The following is a 12,449-nucleotide window of genomic DNA, read 5'->3' as shown; positions in this document are numbered from 1 at the left end:
GAAGTACGCGATAGGTGCGACGAGAAGGGCTGGCGAAATCACGGTTCCGAGCTGTGTTAAATGCTGTTGTCGTTAGAATGAGGTATTGTATATGAATATGCAGCATGACTCATTGGTGCGATATGTCCAGTTCCCGGTCAGCATCTGCGGCCGCTTCTTCCCGGACGCCGAGCCTCTTCGCATCTGCCGCTCATCGCGGCGATGTGTGTGACTTCCCTATCCTCGACGAACTTTCGGTGACAAGGAGGGAGGTCGCGGGCGAAAGGTGGGCGATAAGTCTGCTTGTGTTCGGGGTACTGTTGGCCGCAGTCGGGGGCGGGGTGATTGCACTGGGCAGCGGGATGAACCGCTCAAGCGCGCAATTTGATGGGGTAGTCGATGTACTCGTGGGGGAAGCTCCGGTAACGAGAACCCCGCCGGAGCCAATGGTTCGTGCCGAGGAGGTGCCGATGCAGGCGGCTACGATCGTGGAGGTGCCGGCATCGCCTATGGAGATGCCGAAGTTTGCCGGTCCGGTATACGACCGGAGCGACTCTGCCGGTGGCAAGGTACGACCTGGCGATGCAAGGCCAGAGAAAGCAAATGCGGCCGCGGGCCATGAGCGCTCAGTGGTAGTGCGGGGTACGGAACGGGAGAAAGGCAAGAGTGGCGCAGGCAGCACAGCAGTGAAATCTGCTCCTGCGTCGATGCGCAGGTTGCCGCCGCATGCGAAGCACGTGGAGAGGTCGGTCGATGCCGACGCCCAGGTCATCGAAGCTATCGTGATGCGCTCGCGGTGAAGATCATTCCCGCCGCGAATGCCGACGTTACCGACCGTTCCATCGGAGGCGGCTTGAATCCTTGCCGGTCTGGTCGAATGAAAATCCACACAACGCTGGGGGAAACGGGCGAAAAAAAACCAACCGAGAACGGTTGGTTTTTTGAATAGTGGTGGAGCCGGGGGGAATTGAACCCCCGTCCGCAAGCCCTCTACAGACAGATCTACATACTTAGCCAACCTATTTGAATTTAACCGCTGCCTTAGCCAGTCGGCAGGCCGGGTAGCGGCGAGTTACCTTACTTTTAGCTGTCGCACCAAGTAACCCGGCGCGACTCGCGATTCTCTGTAAATGACACTGCAGCGGCTCAGCTTACGCTGAGACCACCCGGCCCAGAGACCCGCCGGTGCAGCGCCCGCCGGGATTAAGCGGCGAGAGCGAAACGCTCGTCGTTGGCGTTTGTTTGCTTCCAGATGGATTTACGAGGTGACTGGTCCTCGGTATGCACTGCGCTGCTTTGCGACCCACGTCGAAGCCAAGTCGGCCCCTGTTGTTCATGCTACGAATCTGGTGGCGGGACACCGGATTTCAAGTGCCACTCTAGCACTATTTCGACTCCGGTGCGATCCGTCGCCGTTCCGAATGCGTCGTGCCCACCGTTCCGGAGCCTTGCGCCTCTTTACGCCGGACGCCGGGTCTGCAGCATGTAATTGACGCTCGTGTCCTGGCCGAGGGAATACGTCTGCGCGAGCGGGTTGTAGCTCATCCCGAGAAGTTCCGCAGCTTCGAGGCCGGCATTCCGGCAGAACCGCGCAAGCTCCGATGGTTTGATGAATTTTGCGTATTCGTGGGTGCCGCGCGGGAGCAGGTTGAGAATGTATTCGGCGCCGATGACGGCGAAAAGGTAGGCCTTGAAGTTGCGGTTGAGGGTCGAGAAGAACACTTGGCCGCCCGGTTTGACGAGACGTGCGCAGGCGGCGATCGTGCTGGCGGGATCGGGGACGTGCTCGAGCATTTCCATGCAGGTGACGACGTCGAAGCTTTCAGGATGTTGCGTGGCAAAATCCTCCGCGCTGCTGTGCTGATAATCCACCTTGTTGCCTGACTCGAACAGATGTAGCCGCGCGACCCCGAGAGCCTTCTCCGACAGGTCGATGCCCGTTACCTGGGCGCCCAGCGCCGCCATACTCTCCGACAGGATGCCACCACCGCAGCCGACATCGACGACGCGCTTGCCGGCGAGGCTGGCGTGGTCGTCGATCCAGCGCAGGCGCAGCGGGTTGATCTCATGCAGAGGCTTGAATTCGGAGGTAGGGTCCCACCAGCGGTGCGCGAGGTCGCTGAATTTCTGCAGTTCTGCGGGGTCGGCGTTGGTAGTCATGATTTGGCTTTCGGCTGTGGTCGAGCGAAGACGCTATTGAAACAAAACGTCGGCAAAAATGAAAAGGCCCTGCCGAGGCAGGGCCTTTGTCGAACGTCAGGCCAGATTACTTCGTGCCGACCAGTTCGATTTCAACGCGACGGTCGGGCTGCAGGCACGCGATCAGCTTCTTGCGGCCCTGCTTGTCGGAGCAGGTCTTGCCGGTGATCGGCTGACGCTTGCCCTTGCCTTCCGTGTAGATGCGGTTGGCTTCGATGCCCTTGCTCACCAGGTAGGTCTTGACGGCGTTGGCGCGGCGCTCGGACAGCTTCTGGTTGTACGAGTCGGAGCCGAGGCGGTCGGTGTGGCCGACGGCGAGAATCACTTCCAGCTTGATGTCCTTGGCCTTGGCGGCGAGTTCGTCGAGCTTGGTCTTGCCTTCCGGCTTCAGGACAGCCTTGTCGAAGTCGAACAGGGCGTCAGCCGACAGCTTGATCTTGTCCGCAGTGGGCTTCGGCGCCGGAGCCGGAGCCGGAGCCGGAGCTGCTACGGGAGCAGGGGCCGGGGCCGGGGCGCACTTGTCCTTCGGGACGATGTCGCTGTCACACTCGCAACCAACGGGGAGCTGGCCGGCCATCGCGGTGCCGGCAGCGGCCGGGCTCCAGTAGCCGGTGCGCCAGCACAGGCCGGTGCCGCTGCGGGCGACAACGTTGCGGGCGTCGATTGCGTAGGGGACTTCGCCCTTGCCATCCACAACGACGTCTTTTGCCTGAGCGAAGACAGTGGATGCGGAGAGGCCGATCGAGGCGATGGCGGCCAGTGCGAACAGCTTTTTGGTCTGTTTGATCATAATTTCCTCGTCGATTTGGCAAGAGGATGAATGGGTAACGATTAAGTCCGGCGAGTTCATCACGAATCTCCGCGACATTAACTCGCCACACATATCCAGTTCAGTTACTGAACTTAGTTTGCCACAGGGCAGCAAAGCCAAGCAATTCCGTGTCGTTTAATTGCAACACTGGATTCCCTTTGTCCACGCGGATCTCGCCCGCGATCCACACATGCGAGACATGCTCGCGCCCCGCGACGTGTACCAGATGGGATGCCGGATCGAAGCATGGTCGGGTTTCGGGGGTGTCGAATGCGACAGCGCAAAGATCGGCCTCCTTGCCGACTTCGATCGACCCGATGCGCGAGTCGAGTCCGAGTGCCCTTGCGCCGTCCAGGGTCGCCATTCGCAGTGCGGAATGTGCGGGAACGGCGGTCGCGTCGAGCGTCGAGACCTTCGCGAGGAGGCTCGCGTGGCGCATCTCCTGGAAGAGGTCCAGGCGGTTGTTGCTTGCCGCGCCGTCGGTGCCGAGGCCGACGCGGACGCCCGGCGCCAGCAGCGGGGCGATCGGCGCGATGCCGCTCGCAAGCTTCATGTTGGATGTCGGGCAGTGCGCGATGCTGCAGCCGTGACGGTGCAGGATTTCGATATCCGATTCGTTCAGATGGACGCCGTGCACGCCGATGAAGTGGTCGCCGAGAAGGTTGAGGCCGGCGAGTCGGGCGAGGGGGCGGACGCCATGCAGTGCGATCGAGTCGGCGACTTCCTGGGCGGTTTCGTGGATGTGCATGTGTACACGCACGTCGAGTTCGGCGGCAAGGCTTGCGATGCGGGCAAGGTTTGCGTCGGAGACCGTGTAGGGCGCATGCGGAGCGAGCGAGAAGCCGATGAGGGGGTGGTCGCGCCAGGCGTCTCGGGCGGCGAGGCCTTTGCGCAGGTAGTCGTCGGCGTCGCTGGCGTAGGGGGTGGGGAATTCGAGGACCGTCATCCCGATGACGGCGCGCATCCCCAGCAGGTCGAAGGCTTCGGCGGCGGCATCCGGGTGGAAGTACATTTCATTGCAGGTCGTGATGCCGCCGCGCAGCATCTCGGCGATTGCCAGCAGGGTGCCTTCGCGTACGAAGGAACTCGAGACGTGCCGGCTTTCGGCGGGCCAGATGGCCTCCTGCAGCCAGCGCATCAGCGGGAGATCGTCCGCGATTCCGCGCATCAATGTCATCGCGCAGTGCGCGTGCAGGTTGACGAGGCCGGGAATGAGCGTGTGGTCGGGGAGATTGACGGTCCGCCGCGCGTCGTAGCGGGTACGTGCGTCGCTCTGCGGGAGGATATCGACGATGCGCCCGCCCCGGACGGCGACGGCATGGTGGTCCAGCGTGACGCCGGCCGGCTCCACGGGAATGATCCAGCGCGCATTGATCACGAGGTCGACGGGTTGGCTCACCGGGAGGGCTCCTTGAATGGTGCGAGGGTATCCGGCGGGATCGGCCGCCGTCCGCGTGCGCCGGGGGAGTGCCGGGCGTCAGTGTGGTCGGCGCGTTCGCGCAGGTCGTGATCGCGTTCCACGCCACCCCCTGTTGTGTGGGCCCGAATTTAAGCACACGGCCCCACGCGGGACAATTGGATGGTAGCGGCGCGGGGAGAGGAGGGTGGTGTCGGCATGGTAAGATTCCACGTTTTTGACCTCGCTGTTTTTGTCGCAGCCGCCAAATGACTCCGTTTGCCAAGGAAACCCTGCCGATCAGTCTCGAAGACGAGATGCGGCACTCCTATCTGGACTACGCGATGAGCGTGATCGTCGGGCGCGCGCTGCCCGACGCCCGGGACGGCCTGAAGCCGGTGCATCGACGCGTGCTGTATGCGATGCACGAGCTGTCGAACGACTGGAACAAGGCCTACAAGAAATCGGCGCGCATCGTCGGCGACGTGATCGGCAAGTACCACCCCCACGGCGACTCGGCGGTGTATGACACCATCGTTCGTATGGCGCAGGATTTCTCGCTGCGCTACATGCTCGTCGATGGGCAGGGCAACTTCGGTTCCGTCGATGGCGACAACGCGGCGGCGATGCGGTACACCGAAATCCGCATGGCGCGCATCGGCCACGAGCTGCTGGCTGACATCGACAAGGAAACGGTGGACTTCGGCCCGAACTACGACGGTTCGGAGAAGGAACCGCTGATCCTGCCGGCGAAGATCCCGAATTTGCTGATCAACGGTTCGTCCGGCATTGCCGTCGGCATGGCGACGAATATTCCGCCGCACAACCTCGGCGAGGTGGTCGACGCGTGCCTGCTGCTGCTCAAGGATCCGCAGACCGACATCGAGGACCTGATCCGCATCGTGCAGGCGCCGGACTTCCCGACCGCCGGGCTGATTTACGGTCTCGCGGGCGTGCATGACGGTTACCGCACAGGGCGCGGCCGCGTCGTGATGCGCGCACGCACGCATTTCGAGGATCTCGAGAAGGGCAACCGGCAGGCGATCATCGTCGATGAGCTGCCTTACCAGGTGAACAAGCGGACGCTGCTCGAGCGCATCGCCGAACTGGTCAACGAGAAAAAGATCGAGGGCATCAGCGAGATCCGCGACGAGTCGGACAAGTCCGGCATGCGCGTCGTCATCGAACTGAAGCGCAACGAAGTGCCCGAGGTCGTGCTGAACAACCTGTTCAAGCAGACGCAGCTGCAGGACACCTTCGGCATGAACATGGTGGCGCTGGTCGATGGCAAGCCGCGCACGCTGAATCTGAAGCAGATGCTGGAGTGCTTCCTCGCGCACCGCCGCGAGGTGATCACGCGGCGCACGGTGTTCGAGCTGAGAAAGGCGCGCGAGCGCGGGCATATCCTCGAAGGTCTGGCGGTCGCGCTGTCGAACGTCGATGAGATCATCGCGCTGATCAAGGCCGCACCGGCGCCGTCGGACGCGAAGCGCGAGCTGATGGCGCGCGAGTGGCGTTCCGTCCTGGTTGAGGGGATGCTCGAGCGCGCGATGGCGGACAGCTATCGGCCGGAAGGGCTGGCGGCCGAGTTCGGGCTGTCGGCGCAAGGGTACCGGCTCTCCGACGCGCAGGCCCAGGCGATTCTGGAGTTGCGCCTGCAGCGCCTGACCGGTCTCGAGCAGGACAAGATCGTCGCCGAGTACCGCGAGGTGATGGACGTGATCACCGACCTGCTGGACATCCTCGCAAATCCGGCGCGCATCACCGCGATCATCGTCGAGGAGCTGGGGCTGATCCGCAACCAGTTCGGCGACCCGCGCCGCTCGGAGATCGTCCTGAATACCGGCGAGATCAACATCGAGGATCTGATCGCACCGGAGGACATGGTCGTGACGCTGTCGCACGGCGGCTACTTCAAGCGTCAGCCGCTCGCCGACTATCGCTCGCAGCGTCGCGGCGGGCGCGGGAAGCAGGCAACGGGGATGAAGGACGACGACTTCATCGACCATCTCTTCGTCGCCAATACGCACGACTACATCCTGTGCTTCTCGAGCCGCGGCCGGGTCTACTGGCTGAAGGTATATGAGGTGCCTGAAGGGACGCGCAATTCGCGCGGGCGCCCGATCGTGAATCTGTTCCCGTTGCAGGAAGGGGAGAAGATCAACGCTGTCCTGCCGGTGCAGGCCTTCGACGACGATCACTTCGTGTTCATGGCCACGGCTGAGGGCACGGTGAAGAAGACTGCGCTCACGGCGTTCGCCAATCCGCGCAAGGCCGGCATCATCGCGGCGAGCCTGGACGACGGCGACCGGCTGATCGGTGTGGCCATCACCGACGGCGAAAGCGATGTGATGCTGTTCTCCGATGCCGGCAAGGCGGTGCGCTTCTCCGAGGACGATGTGCGGCCGATGGGGCGCGAGGCCCGCGGCGTGCGTGGCATGACGCTGGAGGATGGCCAGCAGGTGATTGCGATGCTGGTCGCCAAGCGCGAAGATCTTTGCGTGCTGACCGCGACGGAAAACGGCTACGGCAAGCGCACCCCGGTCGCGGAATACACCCGTCACGGCCGCGGCACGAAGGGGATGATCGCGATCCAGACTTCGGAGCGCAACGGCAAGCTGGTGGGGGCATGCCTGGTCGAGGAGAGCGACGAGGTGATGCTGATTTCGACCGGCGGCGTGCTGATCCGTACCAAGGTCCAGGACATTCGCGAACTCGGTCGTGCGACGCAGGGGGTGACGCTGATCAACCTCGACGAAAGCGATACGCTGGCGGGGATGGAGAAGGTCGCCGAGTCGGAGACGGACGAAACCGCGGTCGACGATCCGTCGGGCGCAGCCGACGCGACGGACGAAGCCGGCGACGACGTTTCGGCTGAATGAACCTGCAGGAGGAGTGTTTCCGATCATGACCCGAGTGTTCAACTTCAGTGCCGGACCCGCCGCCTTGCCGGAGCCGGTGTTGCGCCAGGCAGCCGAGGAAATGCTCGACTGGCACGGCGCAGGCTGCGGCGTGATGGAGATGAGCCATCGCGGCAAGGAATTCACGTCGATCATCGAGCGGGCGGAGTCCGATCTGCGCGAGCTCATGGCGATCCCGCACAATTACCGCGTGCTGTTCCTGCAAGGGGGCGCCACGCAGCAGTTCGCGCAGATCCCGATGAACCTGCTGGCGGGCGGCTCTGCCGATTACCTCGTCACCGGGGCGTGGTCGCAGAAGGCGTACAAGGAGGCGCAGCGCGTCGCCGCTGGCGGGCTGGGCGGGCGAGTCCGTCTTGCGGGCAGCACCGAGGCCGCTGGGTTCACGCGTACCGTGCGGGCGGACGAGTTGCAGCTCGATGCGCAAGCGGCCTATTTCCATCTGTGCACCAACGAGACGATCCACGGCATCGAGATCGGCGACGACGGACTGCCCGCGTCGGTGGCCCCGATCGTTGCCGACATGTCCTCCCATATCCTCTCGCGTGCGGTCGACGTGAGCCGTTACGGCCTGATCTATGCCGGGGCGCAGAAGAACATCGGGCCTTCGGGCCTCGTGATCGTCATCGTGCGGGACGACCTCCTCGGGCGGGCCGGCAGCCTTACCCCGACGGTCATGGACTACAAGGTCATGGCGGATCACGGCTCCGTGCTCAACACGCCGCCGACCTACGGGATCTACATTGCGGGGCTGGTGTTCCAGTGGCTCAAGGCGCAGGGGGGCGTTGCCGCGATCGAACGGGCGAACGTCGAGAAGGCACGGCTCCTGTACGACTTTATCGACGCCAGCGGTTTCTATCGCAACGAGGTGGAGGCTGGATGCCGTTCGCGCATGAACGTGCCTTTCCTCCTGCGCGATGAAACCCTGAATGAGGCCTTCCTTTCCGGTGCCCGCGTGGCCGGGCTGACGCAGCTGAAGGGGCACAAATCGGTCGGCGGCATGCGGGCGTCGATCTACAACGCGATGCCGCTCGAGGGCGTGCGGGCGCTGGTGGATTACATGCGCGATTTTGCCGCGCGAAATGGTTGAAACGGCTTGAGCAGCCCCTGGCGGGGCCGATGAGGCGAGCATGAGCGACGAACTGCTGAACCTGAGGAACACTATCGACCGCCTCGACGAGGAGATCCTTGCGCGGCTTGCCGAGCGTGCGCGCAGCGCGCAGCGCATCGGGGAGATCAAGCAGGGCAACCTGTATCGCCCCGAGCGCGAGGCGCAGGTGCTGCGCCGGCTCGCGTCGGCGAATCCCGGCCCCCTGCCGGACGCGGCGGTGCAGCGGATCTTCCGCGAGATCATGTCCGCCTGCCTGGCGCTCGAGCATCCGACCAAGGTCGCCTACCTCGGGCCTGCGGGGACCTTTTCCGAAAGTGCGGCGCGCAAGCATTTCGGCGGTGCGGCGGCGCTGATGCCGATGGCGGCGATCGACGACGTGTTCCGCGCGGTCGAGGCCGGCAACGCCGACTACGGAGTCGTGCCCGTGGAGAATTCGACCGAGGGCGCCGTCGGCGGCGCGCTCGACCTGCTGCTCGCGAATCCGCTGAAGATCTGCGGCGAAGTGAATCTGCGCATTCACCAGCATCTGCTGTCGAAGGCAGAGGGCATCGGTGCGGCCAAGCGGCTGTACTCCCACGCGCAATCTCTGGCGCAGTGCCATGAGTGGCTGAACCGCAATCTCGCGCAGCTGTCGCGCGTGCCGGTTGCCAGCAATGCGGAGGCGGCACGCATGGCGGCCGAGGATCCCGAGTCGTGCGCGATCGCCGGCGAGGCGGCTGGGGAGCTCTACGGCCTCAATGTGCTGGCGGCCAATATCGAGGATGATCCGAACAACACGACGCGCTTCGTCGTCATCGGCGATCACGACGCTGGTCCGTCGGGATGTGACAAGACCTCGCTGGTGTGTTCGGCCCTGAACCGCCCGGGCGCGATGCATGGACTGCTCGAACCGCTGGCACGGCATGGCGTCGACATGACCAAGCTCCAGTCGCGGCCGGCGCGCGGGGGCTTGTGGGAATACGTCTTCTATGTCGATATCGACGGACATCGCGAGGACGCCGACGTCGCCGCCGCGTTGAAGGAGCTCAACGAGCGCGCCGCGTTCGTGAAGATCCTCGGCTCGTACCCGGTGGCAGCAATCTGAGCAGCGGGGCACGGCAGGGTGAAGGACTGATGTCTGCGGAGTTGTTTGCATGGGCGTGATCGACAAGCTGGTGGTGTGCGGCGTCGGCCTGATCGGCGGTTCGTTCGCAATGGCTTTGCGTCGTGCCGGCATGGCGCGTCGCATCGTCGGGATCGGGCGCAGCCAGGCGTCGCTCGCGCGGGCGGTCGAGCTCGGTGTGATCGACGAGGCCTGCTCGGACTGGGCTGCGGCGCTCGACGGCGCCGATTTCGTCCTGCTCGCCCCGCCGGTGGGGCAAATGGACGCGGTGATGGGGGCGATGGCGCCGCATCTGGCGCCCGGCACGATCGTGACCGATGCCGGCAGCACGAAGCGTGACGTGATCGACGCAACCTATCGCCATCTGTCAGGGCATCTCGCGCACACGGTGCCCGGCCATCCCATTGCCGGTGCCGAAAAGAGCGGTGTCGAGGCGGCCTTTGCCAGTCTCTACGAGGGGCGCAGGGTCGTCGTCACCCCGCTGCCCGAAAACGAACCGGCGGCCATTCTCAGGGTGCGTGAAGCCTGGGAAGCGTGCGGCGCGCTGATCCACGAGATGCCGCCCCAGGAGCATGACCGCGTATTCGCCGCGGTGAGCCACCTGCCGCACCTGCTGGCCTTCGGCCTCGTGCATGATCTGGCGCAGAGGTCGAACGCCGAACAGTTGTTCAGCTTCGCGGCCGGCGGGTTCCGCGATTTCACGCGGATCGCGGCGAGCCATCCGGAAATGTGGCGCGACATCTGCATCGCAAACCGCCAGGCGCTCCTCGCGGAGCTCGATCAGTATCTCGCCGAACTGGCTCACCTGCGCGCATTGCTCTTGTCCGGCGACGCAACCCGCCTGGAGGAGCTTTTCGGCGAGGCGCGTGCGGCCCGCAACGCCTGGGGCGAGCAGTTCGCCAATTCCGCCAATCCTGCTGCAAGCCCGGAGTGACCATGGAATTTATTGATTTGCCGCCGCTCCTCGGCGCGTGCGGGCGGGTTCGCCTGCCCGGATCCAAGAGCATCTCGAATCGCACACTGCTGCTTGCGGCCCTCGCCGAAGGCGAGACCGACATCCGCGATCTGCTCGCGTCGGACGATGTGGAGCGCATGCTCGAAGCGCTGCGCGCGCTGGGGGTCGAGTGGACGCGCGAAGATGACAGCGACAATTACCGCGTGCGCGGTGTCGGTGGGGCCTTCCCCGTGAAGGTGGCTGATTTGTTCCTCGGCAACGCCGGAACCGCGTTCCGGCCGCTGACGGCAGCCCTCGCGCTGTCGGGCGGCGAGTATCGACTTTCGGGTGTGCCGCGCATGCATGAGCGCCCGATCGGCGATCTCGTGGACGGCCTGCGCCAGATCGGGGCCGATATCCGCTACACGGGCAGCGAAGGTTTTCCGCCCCTGCATATCTGTCCTGCGCAGATTCGCCCGGGCGGCGTCGTGCGGGTGCGCGGCGACGTCTCGAGCCAGTTCCTGACCGCCTTGCTGATGGCGCTGCCGCTCACGGGCGTCGAAACCACCGTCGAAGTCGTCGGCGAGCTCATCTCGAAGCCCTACATCGGCATCACGCTCGACCTGATGGCGCGTTTCGGTGTCGCGGTGCGGCGGGAGGGCTGGGCGCGCTTCACCATACCGGGAGGCGTCCGCTACCGCAGTCCCGGCACCGTCTTTGTCGAAGGCGATGCATCGTCGGCCTCGTATTTTCTTGCTGCCGGTGCGATCGGCGGCGGGCCGGTGCGCGTCGAGGGCGTCGGGCGCGACAGCATCCAGGGCGACGTGCGATTCGCGGAGGCGCTCGTGCAACTCGGGGCGCGGATCGAGATGGGCGACAACTGGATCGAGGCGCGCGCCCCCGAGAGCGGCCGCCTCAAGGCGTTCGATCTCGACCTGAACCACATCCCCGATGCGGCGATGACGCTCGCGGTTGCGGCCCTGTTCGCGGACGGGCCGTGCCGCCTGCGCAACATCGCGAGCTGGCGCGTCAAGGAGACCGACCGCATCGCGGCGATGGCGACCGAGCTCCGCAAGGTCGGCGCAATCGTCGAGGAAGGGCCGGATTACCTGGGTGTGACCGCGCCGGCGCGGCTCGTCCCGGCGGCGATCGACACCTACGACGACCACCGCATGGCGATGTGCTTCTCGCTGGTGTCGCTGGGTGACTGCCGCGTTCGGATCAACGACCCGAAATGCGTCAACAAGACCTTCCCGACCTATTTCGAGCGCTTTGCCGAGGTGACCGGACCGGTCCCGGTGGTCGCCATCGACGGTCCGTCCGCTTCGGGCAAGGGCACGGTCGCCGCGCGGGTGGCGGAAGCGCTCGGCTACCACTGTCTTGACAGCGGATCGCTGTACCGGCTCGTCGCCTTGGCGGGGATCCGGGCCGGGCTGTCCTTCGACGACGAGGCGGGACTGGCGGCGCTCGCCGCGACGCTGCCGGCGCGCTTCGCCGAGGGGCGCGTGTTCCTCGCCGGCGAGGACGTCACCGATGCGATCCGTTCGGAGGAGGCGTCGGCGGGGGCATCGAAAGTCGCCGCACTGCCCGCGGTCCGTTCCGCGCTGCTCGACCGGCAGCGCGACTACCGGCACGCACCCGGCCTCGTGGCTGAAGGTCGGGACATGGGATCGGTCATCTTTCCGGACGCCGGGACCAAGATTTTCCTGACGGCAACGGCCGAGGCGCGCGCCGAGCGTCGCTATAAGCAGTTGATCGAAAAGGGAATGGCTGCTAACATGAAAAGTCTTCTAAAGGATCTTCAGGATCGGGATGCGCGCGATGCCGCCCGAACCGTGGCGCCCCTTCAGAAGCTGCCGGATGCGGCGCTTCTCGATACCACCGAAATGGACGTCGAGCAGGCCGTCGGCTTTGTGCTTGACCGGGTTCGTTCCTGACAGGGCGTTCCCGACGAGGTGGATCGCCGGCCGGGATGCCGGGGGCGACCTTTATTTCAATC

Annotated in this window: 8 protein-coding genes and 1 other RNA gene; 5 read left to right on the top strand and 4 right to left on the bottom strand. The window is 64.8% G+C overall.

The genetic code is table 11. The features are described from left to right. Positions 1-928 precede the first annotated feature (928 nt). The 4 genes from ssrA to CDA09_RS17610 all read right to left on the bottom strand — a co-directional run bounded on the left by ssrA (position 929) and on the right by CDA09_RS17610 (position 4,388). Positions 929-1,306, bottom strand: a transfer-messenger RNA (tmRNA) gene (gene ssrA / locus CDA09_RS17625). A gap of 131 nt (positions 1,307-1,437) precedes the next feature. Further along, positions 1,438-2,139 (bottom strand): bifunctional 2-polyprenyl-6-hydroxyphenol methylase/3-demethylubiquinol 3-O-methyltransferase UbiG, encoded by a 702-nt coding sequence (gene ubiG / locus CDA09_RS17620; protein ID WP_174718451.1) that lies wholly within the window; start codon positions 2,137-2,139, stop codon positions 1,438-1,440. A gap of 106 nt (positions 2,140-2,245) precedes the next feature. Next, the gene (locus tag CDA09_RS17615) at positions 2,246-2,968 is read right to left on the bottom strand and encodes an OmpA family protein (protein WP_121429841.1); all 723 of its coding nucleotides are present in this window, start codon (positions 2,966-2,968) and stop codon (positions 2,246-2,248) included. A gap of 100 nt (positions 2,969-3,068) precedes the next feature. Next, complete coding sequence (locus CDA09_RS17610; RefSeq protein ID WP_121429840.1) at positions 3,069-4,388, bottom strand: TRZ/ATZ family hydrolase; 1,320 nt, start codon at positions 4,386-4,388, stop codon at positions 3,069-3,071. Positions 4,389-4,654: 266 nt separating this feature from the next. On the opposite strand from CDA09_RS17610, the gene gyrA reads away from it, so the two are divergent. The 5 genes from gyrA to CDA09_RS17585 are packed head-to-tail and all read left to right on the top strand — an operon-like array spanning position 4,655 to position 12,387. Next, the gene (gene gyrA, locus CDA09_RS17605) at positions 4,655-7,267 is read left to right on the top strand and encodes a DNA gyrase subunit A (protein ID WP_121429839.1); all 2,613 of its coding nucleotides are present in this window, start codon (positions 4,655-4,657) and stop codon (positions 7,265-7,267) included. A gap of 25 nt (positions 7,268-7,292) precedes the next feature. Then, positions 7,293-8,393 carry a 3-phosphoserine/phosphohydroxythreonine transaminase gene (serC, locus tag CDA09_RS17600; RefSeq protein WP_121429838.1) on the top strand — a complete coding sequence of 367 codons (1,101 nt, stop codon included), beginning with the start codon at positions 7,293-7,295 and terminating at the stop codon, positions 8,391-8,393. A gap of 40 nt (positions 8,394-8,433) precedes the next feature. After that, the gene (gene pheA, locus CDA09_RS17595; protein ID WP_121429837.1) at positions 8,434-9,498 is read left to right on the top strand and encodes a prephenate dehydratase; all 1,065 of its coding nucleotides are present in this window, start codon (positions 8,434-8,436) and stop codon (positions 9,496-9,498) included. Between the two features lie 49 nt (positions 9,499-9,547). Then, positions 9,548-10,450, top strand: coding sequence for a prephenate dehydrogenase (locus CDA09_RS17590; protein WP_121429836.1), 903 nt, complete (start codon positions 9,548-9,550; stop codon positions 10,448-10,450). 2 nt (positions 10,451-10,452) lie between these two features. Beyond that, positions 10,453-12,387, top strand: a complete 1,935-nt coding sequence (locus tag CDA09_RS17585) for a bifunctional 3-phosphoshikimate 1-carboxyvinyltransferase/cytidylate kinase (RefSeq protein WP_121429835.1) — start codon at positions 10,453-10,455, stop codon at positions 12,385-12,387. Positions 12,388-12,449: the final 62 nt, after the last annotated feature.

The organism is Azoarcus sp. DN11 (genome assembly GCF_003628555.1).
GTDB lineage: Bacteria > Pseudomonadota > Gammaproteobacteria > Burkholderiales > Rhodocyclaceae > Aromatoleum.
Note: the sequence above shows the minus strand (reverse complement) of the source record. Positions and strands in the feature narration are given on the sequence as shown.

Excerpts from the sequence above, each read along its gene's own strand:
- ubiG (WP_174718451.1), bottom strand. The coding sequence starts at position 2,139 with ATGACTACCAACGCCGACCCCGCAGAACTGCAGAAATTCAGCGACCTC.
- CDA09_RS17615 (WP_121429841.1), bottom strand. The coding sequence starts at position 2,968 with ATGATCAAACAGACCAAAAAGCTGTTCGCACTGGCCGCCATCGCCTCG.
- gyrA (WP_121429839.1), top strand. The coding sequence starts at position 4,655 with ATGACTCCGTTTGCCAAGGAAACCCTGCCGATCAGTCTCGAAGACGAG.
- serC (WP_121429838.1), top strand. The coding sequence starts at position 7,293 with ATGACCCGAGTGTTCAACTTCAGTGCCGGACCCGCCGCCTTGCCGGAG.
- pheA (WP_121429837.1), top strand. The coding sequence starts at position 8,434 with ATGAGCGACGAACTGCTGAACCTGAGGAACACTATCGACCGCCTCGAC.
- CDA09_RS17590 (WP_121429836.1), top strand. The coding sequence starts at position 9,548 with ATGGGCGTGATCGACAAGCTGGTGGTGTGCGGCGTCGGCCTGATCGGC.
- CDA09_RS17585 (WP_121429835.1), top strand. The coding sequence starts at position 10,453 with ATGGAATTTATTGATTTGCCGCCGCTCCTCGGCGCGTGCGGGCGGGTT.